Raw genomic sequence first — 16,118 nt, 5'->3', positions numbered from 1 at the left:
AAGGCTACTGCGCGGTAATCGGCGCTGTTCCGGGACTACCCGACGACCGCGTAGGCCCGGACGGTGAAGGTGCCGACTCCGGCCAGCGCGGGAGGCGCCGAGTGGAAGCGGAACCCGGCGTCGGGCAGGCCCGCCAGTCCCGTCATGTGCTCCACGATGGGGATGCCCGCCCCGAGGAGCGCGCTGTGGGCAGGGCGCTCTCCTCCCTTCATGGAGTCGACGTTCTGGGAGTCGATGCCGAGAAGGGCGGCGCCTTCGGCGACGAGGAGGTGGGCGGCCTCGGCCGTCAGGTAGGGATGGCCGCCGGCGAGATAGGCGTCGGTCCCCCAGTGCCGGTCGAACCCGGTGTGCACCAGGACCGCCTTGCCCGTGACGTCCAGGCCGGCGAAGCGGTCGGCGTCGATCTCGGCCAGGCCCGCGGCCCGGACGACCAGGCCGTCGAGGTCGGCGAAGGACGCCAGGGGCAGGCCCGCGAGGTCGGCGCCGCCCTCGTAGCGGTGCAGGGGGGCGTCCAGGTACGTCCCGGTGTTGCCGACCATCGTCACCCGGGCGAAGTGGAACTCGGTGCCCGGGGAGTACTTCGGACGCGACTGGGCGTGCGTCATGTGGTCGGTGATCTCGGGCGCGGGCAGCCCCGGCACCGTCGCCATGCCGGAAACGACGGGGTGGCTCAGGTCGACGAGCCGTCGGCCCCCGGTCAGATCTTTCGTCATGGCGCCGATTCTGCCGCCTCCCGGGTTCCCCGGACGACGGCCGCGAGCCGGTACAGGACGCAGAAGGCCACGAGGCATCCGATCACGGCCGCCATCGCTCCGGTGACCGCGTGAGAGAAGTCGTGGTAGAGGGTGTGCGGCAGCCGCTCGACACCGATCCGCGCGCCCACCGCGCCCGCCACCGCCGCCGCGAGGGCCACGGTCAGGGCGACGGCGGGCGGCACGCCCGGCTCGGGCGTGCGCGGCGCCGCGCGCAGCCACATCACCAAAAAGACCGCGACGGCGAGGAGGCCGAGCACCCCGGAGCCGTACTGGCCCCACCGGTACCAGGCCAGCGGCCCCGCCTCCTCCCGCAGCACCGGCCACAGCTCCACGAACGGCCCGGTGAAGTGCGTGAACCCGTCCCAGAACAGGTGGGTCGCCTGGCCGATCAGCAGCGACGGGAGCGCGAGCCAGGCGCGCCGCCGGGTCAGCGCCGCCGCCGGGGCCGCCAGCCGCTCGCGAAGGGCGCGCGGAGCGAGCCGCAGCAGGGGGCGCTTCATCAGCAGGTGGAACCCGGCGAACAGGACGAGGCCGAGCCCGAGGTTCCAGGTGAGGACTCCGGTCAGCGCATGCGTCTCCTGCCGCGAGGAGATCGGCACGAACAGCGGCACATCGGGCACCATCGCCCCGATCGCCAGCGCGGACGGCACGAAAGGCCGTCCGCGCAGGGGAAGGATCGCGGCCACGTGGCTCACGGTGAAGGGCATCGGCGCTCACAGGGTCGGGGCGGGGGCGCTCCTCCCATGATCCTTCACGGTCGGGTGGGGTCGGCGACCCTGGCGAGGAAGAGCGGCTCACCTGTTACGTCGTCGCGCACGAGCAGGAGGTACGGGCGGTCGAAGACGACCTCCATGGGCGCCTCGGAAGGCAGCTGCGCGCCTGCCGCCATGTCGACGGCCGTGGCCGCGGCGGCCTCGGTGCCCTCCTCGTCCACCCGCAGGGTCGCGGCGTGGAGCACCATGCCGATCCCCGAGGCGTCCGGCGCGATGCCCGTGAAGTCGGCCGCCTCGGAGAAGGCGGCGGGCATCCCGGCCTCGGCGAGGAGGCCGGACAGCTCGCGGCGGGTCTTCAGATCGGTCTTCGGCAGGGACAGGGACACACTCTCGACCTTCGGTTCGAGTCCGCCCAGGGTGGCCGCGGAGGGGGTCTTGCAGGCCGCGTCGTCGGCGGCGGCATCGGGCAGGAGAGCGAGCATCGAGAGGCTCCCCTTCGTGTAGGGGATCCGGACGGCCGTCCACCCGTCGGCCTGGGCGTAGGCGTACGAAGCGGTCCGGCGCAGGAAGTCGGCGTCGACGCGGCCGCCCGCGGCGGTCGTGAAGGGCGCGCGCTCGGTGTCGTCGGGCTCGAACGGGTCCGCCCAGTCGGCCTTGAAGTGGACCGCGTCGGTGAGGACCCAGCCCGCCCCCTGGAGGGATCCCTCGGGGAGCAGGTCCTCGATCAGGCCGTCCGTGTCGTCGGCCACGGCGGCGTTGACGGTCTTGCGGGCCCCTTCGGGGTCATCGTCCAAGGGGACGAGGTAGAGGGGCGCCTCGTAGGCCGTCTGGAGGGCGTCGAGGTAGTCCGGGGCGGTCTTGCGGGCCGGGTCCGTCCACACGCGGTCGCTCACCTTGAGGCCGGGCAGGGCGCGCATCGCGGCGGCCCTGGCCTTCAGGTCGGGCACCGGGTCGGCGGGCCAGCCGAGCACCTCGTCCATCTCCTCGGCCGTCCGCCCCTTCGCGCCCAGCGCCGCCATGCCGAGCCCGGACGCCACGCTCGACGGGGACAGCACGAGGTTCGCGGCGGGATCCGCCGCGCACCAGGCGTCGAGGAGGCCCAGGCCGAAGGCGAGATCGGCCGCCGCGGCGGCCTTCGCGTCGCCGTCCGCGACGCTGAGCGCCGAGCCCCTCGCCTCCTCGGCCCGCGCGCTCCCGCAGCCCGCCAGACCAGCGATTCCCACCAAAGCCACCGATCCAGCCATCAACCGAATATTGCGCATGTCCCATAGACGGAGCCGACGCCGCGGGACGTTGCAGTGATATACGGGAAAAAATGCCTTGATGGTTTGCGCGGTACTTTGCCGGGCGTTCACCCGGTATTTCCCGGAAGGCCGCCCCAGCCGTCGAAGCTCGCTGAGCGAACACCCGCACCAGCGTGCGCAGGGAATCATCGGCGCACCAGAGGCAAAAAGGAAGTCCCGCATGACCCGCGTCAATGCCGACGTCGACCCGGACGACGTCCCGTCCAACACCTCGGACAACCGCCACATCCGCGACGTCATGTCCCGCAGGGCCGTCATCGTCGGCGGCGGCGTCGTCGCCGCGGCGGGCTTCATGACGACGCCCGCCCTCGCCAAGGGGAACGGCAAGGGCAAGGGCAGGCCCGGAAAGCCGGGCAAGCCGAAGCTGCTGGGCTTCAAGGCCATCGCGCCGAGCACCGACGACGCCGTGCGCGTCCCGGAGGGCTACTCCGCCCAGGTGATCATCCCCTGGGGCACCCCGATCCACAGCAACGGGCCCGCCTTCAAGAAGGACGGCTCGAACACCGCCGCCGAGCAGCGCCGGCAGATCGGCGCCCACCACGACGGCATGCACCTGTTCCCGCTGACGGGCTCGTCCGGTCTGCTCGCGATCAACCACGAGTACATCGACACCACCCTGCACTACGCCGACGGCAGCGCGGTGATCACCCAGGAGAAGGTCGACAAGGCCACCGCCGGGCACGGCATCTCCGTCGTCAAGCTGGAGCGCGACCGCAAGTCCGGCAAGTGGGAGCTGAAGGACTCGCGGTACAACCGCCGCGTCACCACCGACACCCCGGTGGAGTTCTCCGGCCCCGTCAAGGCCTCCCACCCCCTCCTGCGCAGCAACAACGCGCCGAAGGGCACGCTGAACAACTGCTCCAGCGGCTACACCCCGTGGGGCACGTACGTGACCTGCGAGGAGAACTTCAACGGGTACTTCGGCACGGACGCCGCGTTCACCGCGAGCACCGAGCAGAAGCGCTACGGCATCTCCGCCGCCTCCGGCTACAACTGGCACAAGGCCGACGCCCGCTGGGACATCGCCGCCAACCCGAACGAGGCCAACCGGTTCGGCTGGGTCGTCGAGATCGACCCGTTCGACCCCAAGGCCGCCCCGGTGAAGCGCACCGCCCTCGGCCGCGTCAAGCACGAGAGCGCGACCGTCACCGAGTCCAAGGGCCGCGTCGTCGTCTACACCGGTGACGACCAGGACGGCGAGTACGTCTACAAGTTCGTCGGCGAGGGCACCTGGCGCAAGCACCGCGCCAAGGGCCAGAGCCCCCTCGACCACGGCACCCTGTACGTCGCCAAGTTCAACGACGACGGCTCGGGCGTGTGGCTGCCGCTGGAGTTCGGCCAGGGCCCGCTCACCGCGGCGAACGGCTGGGCCGACCAGGCCGACGTCCTCATCCGGACCCGCTCGGCCGCCGACGCCGTCGGCGCGACCAAGCTGGACCGCCCCGAGTGGGTCGCCGTCAACCCGGACAACAAGGACGTCTACCTGACGCTGACCAACGGCGTCGGCAACGGCGGCGCGGCCAACCCGCGCAAGCCCAACCCGTACGGCCACATCGTGCGCTGGCACGAGAAGAACGGCGACAACACCGCGCTGACCTTCACCTGGGACGTCTTCGTGCTCGCGGGCGACCCCGCCTACGACCCCGCGGTGACCCTCGGCCCCGACAACATCTTCGGCTCCCCCGACGGCATCGGCTTCGACACCGACGGCCGCCTGTGGATCCAGACCGACATCTCCAACACCTCCCAGACGCTCGCGTCCAAGGGCTACGACAACATCGGCAACTGCGCGATGCTGGCCGCCGACCCGGAGACCAAGGAGATCAAGCGGTTCCTCACCGTCCCGCGCGGCGCCGAGGTCACCGGCATCACCTTCTCCGCCGACGGCAGGTCCCTGTTCGTCAACGTCCAGCACCCCGGCGAGGCCTCGACGGCGTGGGGCGCGCCCACCCCGGCGAACCCCCGCGCGGTCTCCAACTGGCCCGACTTCGACCCGGCCGGCCGTCCCCGCTCCGCCACCGTCGTCATCACCAAGAACGACGGCGGCAAGATCGGAACCTGACCGCCCCCTCCTTCGTTCCAGGAATAACAGGCGCCCCCTTCCCCCCACCTGAGGCCTCAGGGGAGAAGGGGGCGCCGCCAACTCCCCCGCTCGCCGACGCGGATCCCGGCCGTCTCTTCAGCCGCTCAGCCCCCGACCCCGGCGACCAGCCCCCGCCAGGCCGCCCGCCCGAACACGAGCACCGGCCCTTCCACGTCCTTGCTGTCCCGCACCGCAACGACAGCGGAAAGATTCATGGCGACCTCGACACAGTTGTCGCTATTGGGCGAGCTGTGGCTGCTCTTGAACCAGGCAGCACGCGACAGATCGGACATGGTCATGGCCTGAACCCCTAGTTTTGAGCGATCGTTAGATGAGTTCGGCGGACGCCTCCGAAGGCAACGCCAACCGGGCGATCCTGTCAAACGCCAGCGTACTGAGACCCACCTGAAACTGGTTCTCCACGTACATATCGCCAGCCGCGCTATCGACGAACACGACGTCCGATGCCTCGGGGAGAAGGGGATCAGCTCACTCGCGCGGGCGCTCTCGGCTCCCGAGCCCCCGGACCAGCCCGCGCCACGCCGCACGCCGGAACACCAGCACCGGCCCCCCGGCGTCTTTGCTGTCCCGCACCGCCACCACGGTGGGAAGATTCAGCGCCGCTTCAACACAGGCATCGCTGTTGGGAAGGCTTCGGCTGCTCTTGAACCAGGCGGCATCGGACAGGTCGTACTGAATGGTCATGGCTTAGACCTTTTGTCGCTTCGGATGATCGTCGCGATGAGATCGGCGGACGCCTCCGAAGGCAACGCCAACCGGGCGATCCTGTCGAACGCCAGCCTACTGAGACCCACCTGAAACTGGTTCTCCACGTACATATCGCCAGCCGCGCTATCGACGAACACGACGTCCGACGCGAGGTCCCCCAGCCCCAACACCGAAAAGGAGCCGCTGAGGCCGGGGTGGCCGCCGGATCCCGTCGGCAGGATCTGAACTGTCACGTGGGGACGTTTGGCGTCGGACAGAAGCCGTTCCAACTGCCCCTGCATGACATCGGGGCCTCCGGCGTTCAGCCGCAGCGCCTCCTCGCCGATGACCGCGTGGAGCCTGGCCGGAGGCGGTTCCAGTCGGGTGAGCACGAGCTGTCGCGACATGCGGGCGCGGAGCCAGGAGTCCGGCGGGCTGTCCTCGTTCGCCTCCCGGCGGACGGCCTGCGCGTACTCCGGCGTCTGCAGCAACCCCGGGATCACCAGCGGCGCCCACTCGGAGATCTCGACCGCCGCGTCCTCCAGCGCCACGTACGGGCCGTTGAAAACGCCACTGAAATCGGCCCACCAGTCGCGTTTGTCCACTTCGCGCGAAAGCCGTGCGATCGCGTCCCGCACCTCACCGGGAGCCCCGTAGAGGTCGAGCAATTTCTGGACATCGCGAGCATTTATCCGATTTCGGCAGTTCTCCACGTGGCCGATCTTCGCCGGAGACCAGCCGACGGCCGCGCTCACCATCGCCTGGCTCATCTTCGCCGAGGTGCGCAGGTCCCGGAGAGTTCGTGCGAGCTGCCGGGCCCGGACGCTCGGTATGTAGCTCGTGGCTGACGACATGGGCCCAGTTTCTCGCGGCGCGCATCCGTCTGGAGCACAAATTCACCGAAGCAAATGTAGAGGTCTACTGGACATTGCTAGACCCCATCGTGCACGCTGACGTTCTCTTCGACTACAGCGAGCTACGCATCGGTGGGCATTGATGGATGAGTTTTTGCAAGTGGGACAAGTCGGTCCTTCTGGGTTCAGGCTCGTCGGTATCACCCGGTTCCGGGCCGAGGCGCGGATGCCGGCCTGCGCGCGGGAGTGGGCCGCGGGGCTCGCGGCTCCGTTCGTCGCGCCGGAGGTCCTCGACACGATCCGGCTCCTCGCCTCGGAGGTCGCGACGAACGCCTTCCGGCACGGGTGCGCCGCGGGCGGCGTCCAGGTCGCGCTGCTGCTGACCGAGGCGGGCGGCGTGCGCGTCGAGGTGCGTGACGAGGGCGCGGGTGTTCCTCGGCGGCGGGCCGCCGCCGAGGACGACGAGGACGGGCGCGGCCTCCTCCTCCTCGACGCCCTCGCCCGCGCCTGGGGCCACGCGCCCGCCCCCGACGGCCCCGGCACCGTCGTCTGGTTCGAGGTCGACCCTGGGACCGCCGTCTGAGCCCGCCCCTGCCCGAGCAGTCCCCTTCCCGAAACGCGACGAGCCGCCCGCCGCCCCGTCCCGGCCCACCTCCACTCGGCCAACAGGCCCCGACAGAGAACCGAGGAAACGACCCATGGACGACCGTCACCGCCCGCCTTCCGGAGCGCACCGCACCTGGACCGGGCACCTCCGCACCCCCACGATCCGCACCCCCACGATCCGCACCGCCCCGCCTCCGCCCCGCGCACCGGAACCCCAGCGGCCCGGACCCGCCATCACCCGTCCGCCGGCGGCCGACCCCGGCCCACCGGCCCGAAGCCCCGCAGTCCCCCTGCACCTCCACCCCGACCCCGCCCCGCCCCGCCCCCTGCCCCCTCGCGGCCGAACCCCGGCCCGGACCCGCAGGGCGCCGCGCACACCCCGTCCCACGCCGCATCACCCCCTGCTCCCGTCCGCCCGGACCCGCAGACCGCCGCACGCACAGTGCACTCCCGGCCCCACGCCGCTCCGCTCCACGCGCACTCCCTACCGGGGCAGGGGACCACCGCACGCACTCCGCGCAACGAACCCCACGCCGCTCCGCCGCCCGCGCCCTCCAGGCCGAACCCGGTCCAGGAGCGGCGGAACCCCGTCGACGCGCCGCCAGCGTGGGGCGCGGCATCCGGTCCAGCGCGGCCCGGCACAGGCCGCCCGGTGCACACCGCGCCGGACGGGCGCTCGCGGCCGGCGCCGCACCGGGTCGCGGGGGCCGACCCGGCGCGGTCCGGAGCGCGCGGCGCGGAACTCACCGCCGGGGCGCTGCTCCGCGCGTTCCCCGAGGCCGCCACCCTCTGGTTCGGGCAGGCCACCGGCGTGTGGCGGGCGCTCGTGCGGGTCGACGGGCGGGACGCGTGGCTCACCGCCGACACCCTCGAACACCTGGGCCATGCCCTGTGGCGCCTGCGCCGCGCCCAGGGCGCGGCCCCGGCCCGTCCGTCCGGCGCGGGCACCGGCGCGTACGCGTCGCCCGCCCCCCTTCACCGCAGGCCCCCGCTCCGACCGGTCCCGGCCCCCGCCTGCTCCCCACCCGGATCCGGCCGCGACCCGGACCGCGCCCCGCGGCGTCCCGGCCTGCTGGCCCGGCTCACCGGCCGCACCCGCAGAACGGCCGCCTGAGCCGTCCCCGGCCGGTCCGGGCAGGGGGAACGGGTGGAGGATCGAGGGCGGGCCCGAGCCGCGAGGGCCTGAGTGCCCGTCGACCGGGCACCCGCCCCACGTCCGTTACCGCTCCTCTGCCGAGCCGGGCCGTCAGGTGAAGACGGACTTCGGGGGGACGGGCGGGGTGACCTTGTCGCCGTCGTGGATCGGGGGGTGGCCGGAGGCGAAGCGGGTCACCTCGGCGGTGTCGAGGCAGCGGGCAGGGATGGGCTTGCCGGCGCTGATGCGGGTCAGCGCCGGGATCGGCAGGGGCTCGCGGGAGGCGCCGATGATGAGGTTGCCGTAGCGGCGGCCGCGCAGGACGCCGGGCTCGCCCATGAGGAGGGTGTGGGGGAAGACCTTCTGGACGGTCGCGGCGAGGCGGCGGGCGAACGGCAGGCGGCCCCCGTCGGCGACGTTGATCAGGTAGACGCCGTCGTCCCGCAGGACCCTCGCGACCTCCCCCGTGAACTCGGCGGTCGCCAGCGGGAGGGGCATCTCGGCACCGGAGAAGGCGTCCAGGACGACGAGGTCGTCGGAGGCGTCCGGCAGGGACGCCACGCCCGCGCGGCCGTCCCCGATCCTGATCTTGAGGCCGCGGACGTTCCTCAGGGGCAGGTTCTCGCGGACGAGCTGCACCAGCAGGCCGTCGAGCTCGAAGACGACCTGCCGGGAGCCGGGGCGGGTGGCCGCGATGTACCGGGCGAGGGTGCAGCCCGCCCCGCCGACGTGGACGGCGTCCAGGGGCTCGTCGCCCACGCCCAGATGATCGACGACGTCGCCGAGCAGCCGCATGTACTCGAACTCCAGATGGGACGGATCGTCGAGGTCGACGTACGACTGCGGCACGCCGTCGATGCGGATCACCCAGCCGCCGTCGCGGTCCCCGTCGCGCAGCAGCTCGGCCTCCCCCTGCCCGATCGGATGCACCCCCGCCAGCGGCCTGTCCCCACGTCTCATCCCGCCAGCCTAAGCGCCCCCCGCACCCGCCTGTCAGGTCAGCCAGACGAAGGCGGCGAAGCGGCCGGTGTTCTGGTCGCGGCGGTAGGAGTAGAGCTCGGGGGTCTCGATGGTGCAGCGCGGGTCGTGGGACGCCGGGACGCCCAGGTCGGCGAGCTGGGCGGCGAGGGCGGCGCGCAGGTCCAGCGCGGGGGTGCCCCAGCTCGTGGTGGCGCGCATGACGAGGGGGGAGGCGGCGCGCATCTCCTCGGGCACCTCGTAGCAGCGGCTGCACGCGCCGGGCCCGATGAAGGCGGTGAGGTCTTCGGCCCCGGCCTTGCGCATGGCCTCGACGAGGGCCGGGACGACGCCGTCGAGGGTGCCCCTCCGGCCCGCGTGGGCGGCGCCGACGAACCCGTCCCCGGCGACGACGACCCCGGGGCAGTCGGCGCCGAGCGCGGCCAGGGCCAGGCCGGGGACATCGGTGAAGACCGCGTCGGTGTCCGGCACTCCCTCGTGCGCCGCGGACACCCGTTCGACCCGGGTCCCGTGGACCTGCCGCATGAACACCGCGCCCTCAGCGCCGAGTTCGGCGACCGTCCGGGCCCGGTTGCGGGCGACCGCGCGGGGCGCGTCGCCCACGTTCGGCCCGAGGTTGCGGCTGTCGTAGGGGCCGGTGCTGAATCCGCCGGTGCGGTCGGTGACGACCGTCCGCACGCCGTCCGCGAGCTGCATGGGGCAATCCTGCCGCATTCGCGCCGGCCGACCCTACCCGCCCCGCACCCGAAACCCCCCATCCGGCCCCGCGCGGGGCCGCTCCTCCCGGCCGGGCGGCATGCGCACGGCCGAAGGCGCTCACCGCGTCGAGACGGAAGGCCCCCACACCTGCGCAGACGGCACCGCACCGCCCGCGCACCCGCACGGCCGTCGCGCCGTGCGGGCCGGGGAGGCCGCCGGGGCCGGCCGCCGGGGGAGTGCGGCGCGGCCCCGGCGGCTGGTCAGGCGGCCCGGGTGGACTGGGAGCGCTTGCCCTGGAAGGGGAGGAAGCGGTCTGGGCGGTGGGGGGAGGCGGGGAGTTCGGTCTGCTCCACGGCGAGGATGCGCTCCATGCGGAAGGCGCGGACGCCGTGGCGCAGGCGGCACCAGCCGACGAGGTACCAGTGGTCGCCGTGCACGAGGGTGGTGACGGGCTCGACCTCGCGGTGCGAGACGCGGCGCTTCTCGTCGGCGTAGTGGACGCGCACGACGCGGCGCTCGGTGATCGCCTGGGCGAGGACCCGGGCGCGGCGTGCGGTGTCGGGGTCGAGCGGGGTGAGGAGGGCGGCGAGATCGGGCCCGCCGCGCTCGGCCAGATGGGCGAGCGCGCGCCGCGCGGTGGCGGCCTGTGGACCCGCGCCGAGGTGCGCGAGGGAGAGCGCGAGTGCGGAGATCTCATCGGCGGACAGGGTGAGGCGATCCATCTCTTCGAGGCTGCGTGCGTTCGAGGGAAGCGTCATCACGTCCATGCGCTCAGTATAACACATCATTCGATCGCATGTTCGATTAACTCAACCGTGGAACCGCCTCTATCAGGGCTTTCGTGTACTCGTGCCCCGGTGATCCCGTCACCTGTTCGACGGTCCCGCACTCCACGATCCGTCCCTCGCGCAGCACCGCCACCCGGTCGCACACGTACCTCACGACCGCCAGATCGTGGGAGACGAACAGCACCGCGAGGCCCAGCGCGTCACGCAGGTCGCGGACGAGGTTGAGCACCGCGCCCTGGACCGACGCGTCGAGGGCGGAAGTGATCTCGTCGGCGATGAGCAGCCCGGGACGGGCGCCCAGCGCGCGGGCGAGCGCGACCCTTTGCCGCTGCCCGCCGGAGAGTTCACGCGGATAGCGCGCGGCGAGGTCCCCCGGCAGCCCGACCATCTCCAGGAGCCGCCGCGCCTCGGCGGCCCGCTCGGCCCGTCCGACGCCCCGGCCCAGCCCCTCGGCCACCGCGGCCCCGATCCGCAGCCGCGGGTTCAGCGACCCGTACGGATCCTGGAACACCATCTGGACGCCCCCTCCCCCACGCACCTCCCCCTCGTAAGGCACAAGCCCCGCCAGCGCGCGAGCAACGCTCGACTTCCCCGACCCCGACTCCCCGACGAGCCCGAGCACCTCCCCCTCCCCGATCTCGAACGACACCCCGTCCACGGCCGTGAAACCCCCATAGCGGACCCGCAGCCCCGAAACCCGCACCCCGCCCGCCGCCTCCCCCCGGGCCGCTCTCCGCCCCACCCACGCACTCATCCGGCGCTCCCCTCCCCGACACCGTCCACCCCGCCCCGCACCCCACGACCCGCATCGCCCGAAACCCCGCCGCCGGGCTGGTCGCCGCCCGAATCATCGCCGCCCGGATCGTGGCTGCCCGGATCGTGGCTGCCCGGATCGCCACCGCCCGAATCGTCAGCGCGCTGATCGTCACTGCCCGAAGCCTCACCGCACGAAGCGTCGCTGGCCGAAGCCTCACCGCCCGGATCTTCACCGCCCGAAGCGTCGCCGCCCCAAGCGTCGCCGCGCCGATCGTCGCCACCCGAAGCGTCGCTGGCCGAAGCCTCACCGCCCGGATCTTCACCGCCCGAAGCGTCACCGCGCTGATCGTCGGCGCACGAAGCGTCGACGTGTGGGGGTTCGTCTGTGGGTTGGGTGGGGGCGGGGTTCGAGGTTCGTGGGGCGGGGGGTTCGGGGGGGTCGCTTTGGGGGTGGTGGCAGGCCACGCCGGTGGTCAGTGGGGGTGTGGTTTGCTGGCAGGTTTCGTCGGCGAAGGGGCAGCGGGGGGCGAAGGCGCAGCCGGAGAGCGGGAGGTCTGAGGGGGCGGGTTGCGCTCCCGGGATGGTCGCGAGGGGGAGGGCGCGGTCGGTGGTGAGGTCGGGGATCGAGGCGACGAGCGCGCGCGTGTACGGGTGGCGTGCTTTGCGCAGGTCGTCTGCCGGCAGGTCCTCGACGACGCGGCCCGCGTACATGACGAGGACGCGGGAGCAGCGGCTGGAGACGACGGCGATGTCGTGGGAGATGAGCAGCGCCGCGGTGCCCGCTCCCGAGGTGACCTCCGCGAGGAGGTCGAGGACCTTGCGCTGCACGGTCGTGTCGAGCGCCGTCGTCGGTTCGTCGGCGATGACCAGCCGCGGATCGCCCATCAGGCCCATCGCGATGACGGCGCGCTGCCGCATCCCGCCGCTCAGCTCGTGCGGGAACGACGCGGCCCGCGCGGCCGGCACCCCGGTCCGCTCCAGCCGCTCCGCGGCCCGCGCGCGGGCTTCCCGGCGCGTCATGCCCAGGTGGACGGTCGCGGTCTCCGCGAGCTGCGTGCCGACGCGCAGGGCGGGGTTCAGGGCCGACAGCGGGTCCTGGAACACCATGGCGAGCCTCGTCCCCAGTTCCTTGCGGGAGAGCTCCCCCAGCGGCCTGCCTTCGAGCAGCACTTGCCCGCGCACCCGTCCGGGGTAAGGCACCAGCCCGCCCACCGCCAGCGCCGTCAGGCTCTTCCCGCTGCCCGATTCCCCGACGATCCCGACGACCTCGCCCGCCCCCACGCAGAACGACACTCCGCGCACGGGTGTGACGCCGCCGAAGGAGACGGTCAGATCGCGCACTTCAAGGACGGCGTTCGAGGGCCCAGGCCGGGAAGGCTGCTCAAAGGGGAGTTCGGCCTCCTCCCCGGCTCCGGGCGGCTCAGGGGCCCGCGCCGCGGCACGGGCCAAGGATTCCCCGACAAGGGTGAACCCGATACCCGCGACGGCGACGGCGAGCGCAGGCCCGGCGATCACCTCCGGGTCGACGTACACGCGCGGTAGGGCGTCGTGCAGAAGACGTCCCCAGTCGTAGTCGGGAGGCTGAACGCCGAGGCCGAGCAGCGAAAGCGTCGCCATTCCCAGCAGCGCGTACCCGAGCGCGGCGGTGACGGACAGGATCAGCGGTTCCGCGATGTTCGGCAGCACGTGCCGGGTGAGCACCCTGACCCGTCCCGTCCCCAGCATCCGGGCCGCGGCCACGTAGTCGGCGGACTCCACGCCCGCCGCGAGGGTCCGCGTGAGCCGCGCAAGGCCGGGCGCGGAAGCCACCCCGATGCCTACGACGGCCCCGGTCGTTCCCGTCCCCGCGACGAGCGCCGCGAACATCGCCAGCAGCAGGACGGGGATCGCGGTGAGCCCGTTCACCAGCGCCGTGATCAGCCGGGCGGCGCGAGGGCCGAGCATCGAGGGCAGCGCGCCCAGGGCGATGCCGAGGACCGCCCCGATGACGGTCGCCAAGGCGGCGAGCACAACGCTGAGCCGGGTGGCGGCGAGGGTGCGGGCGAGCATGTCGCGGCCGCCGTCGTCGGTGCCGAGCCAGTGCGCGGAGCCATGCCCCTCAAGGGTGTGCAGCGGGTCGAAGCGGACGGCCTCCGCGCCCCACACCCACGGCCCGAGCACCGCGAAGACAAGGGTGACGGCGACGAGGACGGCTCCGGCGAGCGCGGCGGGCCGGCGTGTCACCCTCTGCTCCCCAGGACGGAGCGCCGGTCGAGCAGCCCGAGGGCGACGTCGACGGCGAGCAGCACAGTGAGCGAGATGGCTCCGTAGACGAGTACGGCAGCCTGTGCGAGCGCGTAGTCCTTGCCCGCGATCGCCTCGACGGCCGCCCCGCCGAGGCCGGGCCACTGGAAGACGTACTCGATGACGACGGATCCGCCGAGCAGCGACGCGAGCAGCAGGCCCCCGGTCGTCAGCGTGGCGGTGAGCGTGTTCGGCAGCAGGTGCCGCAGGTGGATCCGAAGGGCCGGGAGCCGCTTCGCTCGGGCGAGCCGCACGTAGTCGGCGCCGAGTTCGCGCAGCGTCTCGGCGCGGACCAGCCGGGCGAGCAGCGCGGTGGGCCCGGCGGCGAGCGCGAGGACGGGCATCACGAACGAGGCGGGCCCGTCCTTGCCCGCGACGGGCAGCCAGCCGAGCGCCACCCCGAAGACCGCGACCATGCCGACGGCGAGCAGGAACTCCGGCACGACCGACAGCGCGCCCGTCGCGGCGGTGAAGGCGAGTTCCGTCCCGCGCCCCCGCCCGTTCTCGGTGCGGGCCGCCGCCCACATGCCGAGCGGCACGGCGACGGCGAGGGCCAGCAGCATCGTCAGCGCGACGAGCTGGACGGTGGCGGGCAGCCGGTCGGCGATCACCTCGGCGGCCGGCCTCCGGGACAGGAACGATTCGCCCAGGTCGCCGTGGAAGATCCCGCCGACGTAGGAGGTGAACTGGTCGAGCAGCGGCCGGTCGAGCCCCAGTTCCGTCCGGCGCCGCTCGACCGTCTCGGGGGGTGCGGTCGGGCCGAGGGCGGCGCGCACCGGATCGCCGGGAATGAGGTGGAGCATGGCGAAGGACGCCACGACCACCCCTCCCAGGGAGGAGGCGAACCGGAGTGCGCGCCGCCCCCATCTCACGGCGCCAGCATCCTGATGGAGGTCGGGCGCACGATTCCGCCGATCACCTGTACTTCGGCGTTCTTGGCGGCGACGAGCTGGGTCGGCAGGACGACCGGGACGACGTCGGCGTTCTTCACCAGCGCGGCCTGGGCGGCGGTCCAGCCTTCACAGCCCGCGACGCCGACGGTCGCGGCGGCCTCGCCGGACAGCTTGATGTAGTCCGCGTTGTCCAGGTGCGCGAAGTTCGCTCCGCCGTCGTCGGGTGACGCGCCGGACAGGTAGCCGGTGAGCTGGGTCGGCAGGCTGAGGCCGAGCGGCACCCACGCCATGTCCCAGTCGCCGTTCTTGAACAGCGAGTCGGAGTAGGCGGCGTCGGCGCTCCCGACGAGCTTCGTCTCGACGCCGAGGTCCTTCCACTTCTGCGCGACGAACTCCATGCCCGCCTGGACCGAGGGCCCTGCCGAGGTCTGGTAGGCGATCCGCAGGGTGAGCCTCTTGCCGTCCTTGGCGCGGATGCCGTCGGATCCCGCCTTCCACCCGGCGGCGTCAAGCGCGCTTGCGGCCGCCGAGGCGTCGAACGAGGGGAGGTTCCCGGTGACGGCGTCGCCCCGGCAGGGGTCGGGCGCGAGCGACGTCAGGTGGGTGGCCGGGTCGCCGTTGCCGCCGGACGCGATCGTGCGCAGCTCGTCGAGGTTCAGCGCCTGCACGAGGGCCTTGCGCACCTCGGACGACGCGCCGGGCCGGTCGTCCCCCTGGTGGAAGAAGAACTCGCCGATCCCGTCGGGCGCGCTTCCCGTCCGGATCCCGGGCAGCGCCGCGACCCGCGCGCGGTCGGCGCCGGTGAACTGGCCCGCGGTGAGCCCGCCGGAGGTGAGGAGGTTCGCGGCGGTCGACTCGTCCTTGACGACCTTCAGCACGACCGTGTCCGGCATGCCCTTCACCACCCCCGCGCCGGCCGGCCCCCACGCGTAGTCCTTGCGCACCTTGAACGTGTAGTGGTCGCCCGAGACCGCCTCGGCGAGCGTGTACGGGCCAGACCCTGACGTGCCGGCCTGCAGCAGGCTCCGGTCCGCGAGCCCCTTCCCGCACACGACGGACACGGCGGTCATCGACTCCAGCAGGAAGGGATTCGGCTCCTTCGTCGCGAGGGTGACGGTTCCGGCCGCCTCGTCCGCGGTGGCCGTCATGCCCGCGGGGATCAGCACCCCGAGCAGCACCGCCTTGTTGGCCGGGTCGGACAGATAGGTCATCGAGTCGGCGACGGTCTTCGCCGTCACCGCGGAGCCGTCCGCGCAGGTCACGCCCTTGCGCAGGGTGAACACCACCTGGTTCGCCGACGCGTCCCACTTCTCGGCGATGCCCGACACGATCCGCCCTTCCGCGTCGGAGTGCACGAGCGGGTCGTAGGCGAACCCGAGCGTCGTGTTGGTGACGCCCAGCGCCGCGCCCGCCGGCTCCAACGCGCCGGGATCGGCCGACAGCGCGAACGTGAACGTCCCTCCGCCGACCACCTCCGGCGCGTCGTCGGAGCCGCCGGAGCCGCACCCGGCGGCCGTCAGCGCCAGCGCCACCGCGACGCCCAAAGCCTTCTTCATGGATCCT

The 16,118-nt window shown here is 72.9% G+C and carries 16 protein-coding genes and 1 pseudogene; 3 read left to right on the top strand and 14 right to left on the bottom strand.

Features of this window, described 5'->3' with window-relative positions:
• Positions 1-35 precede the first annotated feature (35 nt).
• The 3 genes from ACYVOM_RS18295 to ACYVOM_RS18285 are packed head-to-tail and all read right to left on the bottom strand — an operon-like array spanning position 36 to position 2,691.
• Positions 36-713, bottom strand: a complete 678-nt coding sequence (locus tag ACYVOM_RS18295) for a cyclase family protein (protein WP_460304611.1) — start codon at positions 711-713, stop codon at positions 36-38.
• Complete coding sequence (locus ACYVOM_RS18290; RefSeq protein ID WP_460304610.1) at positions 710-1,462, bottom strand: DUF4184 family protein; 753 nt, start codon at positions 1,460-1,462, stop codon at positions 710-712. Before ACYVOM_RS18290 ends, ACYVOM_RS18295 begins: the two co-directional genes overlap by 4 nt.
• 44 nt (positions 1,463-1,506) lie before the next feature.
• Positions 1,507-2,691, bottom strand: coding sequence for a serpin family protein (locus ACYVOM_RS18285; RefSeq protein ID WP_460304609.1), 1,185 nt, complete (start codon positions 2,689-2,691; stop codon positions 1,507-1,509).
• Between the two features lie 241 nt (positions 2,692-2,932).
• On the opposite strand from ACYVOM_RS18285, the gene ACYVOM_RS18280 reads away from it, so the two are divergent.
• Positions 2,933-4,834, top strand: a complete 1,902-nt coding sequence (locus ACYVOM_RS18280; protein ID WP_460304608.1) for a PhoX family protein — start codon at positions 2,933-2,935, stop codon at positions 4,832-4,834.
• Between the two features lie 125 nt (positions 4,835-4,959).
• On the opposite strand, the gene ACYVOM_RS18275 is transcribed toward ACYVOM_RS18280, so the two are convergent.
• The 4 genes and pseudogenes from ACYVOM_RS18275 to ACYVOM_RS18260 form a co-directional block, all read right to left on the bottom strand.
• Positions 4,960-5,154 (bottom strand): DUF397 domain-containing protein, encoded by a 195-nt coding sequence (locus tag ACYVOM_RS18275; protein ID WP_460304607.1) that lies wholly within the window; start codon positions 5,152-5,154, stop codon positions 4,960-4,962.
• Between the two features lie 28 nt (positions 5,155-5,182).
• A pseudogene (locus ACYVOM_RS18270) lies at positions 5,183-5,317 on the bottom strand (helix-turn-helix domain-containing protein); the annotation flags it as partial.
• Positions 5,318-5,344: 27 nt separating this feature from the next.
• On the bottom strand, positions 5,345-5,560 hold the full coding sequence (locus ACYVOM_RS18265; protein ID WP_460304606.1) for a DUF397 domain-containing protein: 216 nt from the start codon (positions 5,558-5,560) through the stop codon (positions 5,345-5,347).
• On the bottom strand, positions 5,557-6,417 hold the full coding sequence (locus tag ACYVOM_RS18260; protein WP_460304605.1) for a helix-turn-helix domain-containing protein: 861 nt from the start codon (positions 6,415-6,417) through the stop codon (positions 5,557-5,559). The genes ACYVOM_RS18265 and ACYVOM_RS18260 overlap by 4 nt, the downstream gene beginning before the upstream one ends.
• 160 nt (positions 6,418-6,577) lie before the next feature.
• Between ACYVOM_RS18260 and ACYVOM_RS18255 the strand changes: the two genes are divergently transcribed.
• Together ACYVOM_RS18255 and ACYVOM_RS18250 are read left to right on the top strand one after the other, a co-directional pair.
• A complete protein-coding gene (locus ACYVOM_RS18255; protein ID WP_460304604.1) occupies positions 6,578-7,000 on the top strand; it encodes an ATP-binding protein in 423 nt (140 codons plus the stop codon).
• A 675-nt stretch (positions 7,001-7,675) separates the two neighbouring features.
• A complete protein-coding gene (locus ACYVOM_RS18250; RefSeq protein ID WP_460304603.1) occupies positions 7,676-8,137 on the top strand; it encodes a hypothetical protein in 462 nt (153 codons plus the stop codon).
• A 132-nt stretch (positions 8,138-8,269) separates the two neighbouring features.
• Here the strand turns inward: ACYVOM_RS18250 and ACYVOM_RS18245 are convergent, their stop codons facing one another.
• The 7 genes from ACYVOM_RS18245 to ACYVOM_RS18215 form a co-directional block, all read right to left on the bottom strand.
• Positions 8,270-9,118, bottom strand: a complete 849-nt coding sequence (locus ACYVOM_RS18245; protein WP_460304602.1) for a spermidine synthase — start codon at positions 9,116-9,118, stop codon at positions 8,270-8,272.
• Between the two features lie 33 nt (positions 9,119-9,151).
• A complete protein-coding gene (pgeF, locus tag ACYVOM_RS18240) occupies positions 9,152-9,832 on the bottom strand; it encodes a peptidoglycan editing factor PgeF (protein ID WP_460304601.1) in 681 nt (226 codons plus the stop codon).
• Positions 9,833-10,095: 263 nt separating this feature from the next.
• The gene (locus tag ACYVOM_RS18235; RefSeq protein ID WP_460304600.1) at positions 10,096-10,602 is read right to left on the bottom strand and encodes a helix-turn-helix transcriptional regulator; all 507 of its coding nucleotides are present in this window, start codon (positions 10,600-10,602) and stop codon (positions 10,096-10,098) included.
• Positions 10,603-10,639: 37 nt separating this feature from the next.
• A complete protein-coding gene (locus ACYVOM_RS18230; RefSeq protein ID WP_460304599.1) occupies positions 10,640-11,377 on the bottom strand; it encodes an ABC transporter ATP-binding protein in 738 nt (245 codons plus the stop codon).
• Entirely contained in the window at positions 11,374-13,602 is a 2,229-nt protein-coding gene (locus ACYVOM_RS18225) for an oligopeptide/dipeptide ABC transporter ATP-binding protein (protein WP_460304598.1), read from the bottom strand. The genes ACYVOM_RS18230 and ACYVOM_RS18225 overlap by 4 nt, the downstream gene beginning before the upstream one ends.
• Positions 13,599-14,534: an ABC transporter permease gene (locus tag ACYVOM_RS18220; RefSeq protein WP_460304597.1), complete on the bottom strand. Its 936-nt coding sequence runs from the start codon at positions 14,532-14,534 to the stop codon at positions 13,599-13,601. Before ACYVOM_RS18220 ends, ACYVOM_RS18225 begins: the two co-directional genes overlap by 4 nt.
• On the bottom strand, positions 14,531-16,111 hold the full coding sequence (locus tag ACYVOM_RS18215; RefSeq protein ID WP_460304596.1) for an ABC transporter substrate-binding protein: 1,581 nt from the start codon (positions 16,109-16,111) through the stop codon (positions 14,531-14,533). Before ACYVOM_RS18215 ends, ACYVOM_RS18220 begins: the two co-directional genes overlap by 4 nt.
• Positions 16,112-16,118: the final 7 nt, after the last annotated feature.

This window comes from Actinocorallia aurea (assembly GCF_054783995.1).
Note: the sequence above shows the minus strand (reverse complement) of the source record. Positions and strands in the feature narration are given on the sequence as shown.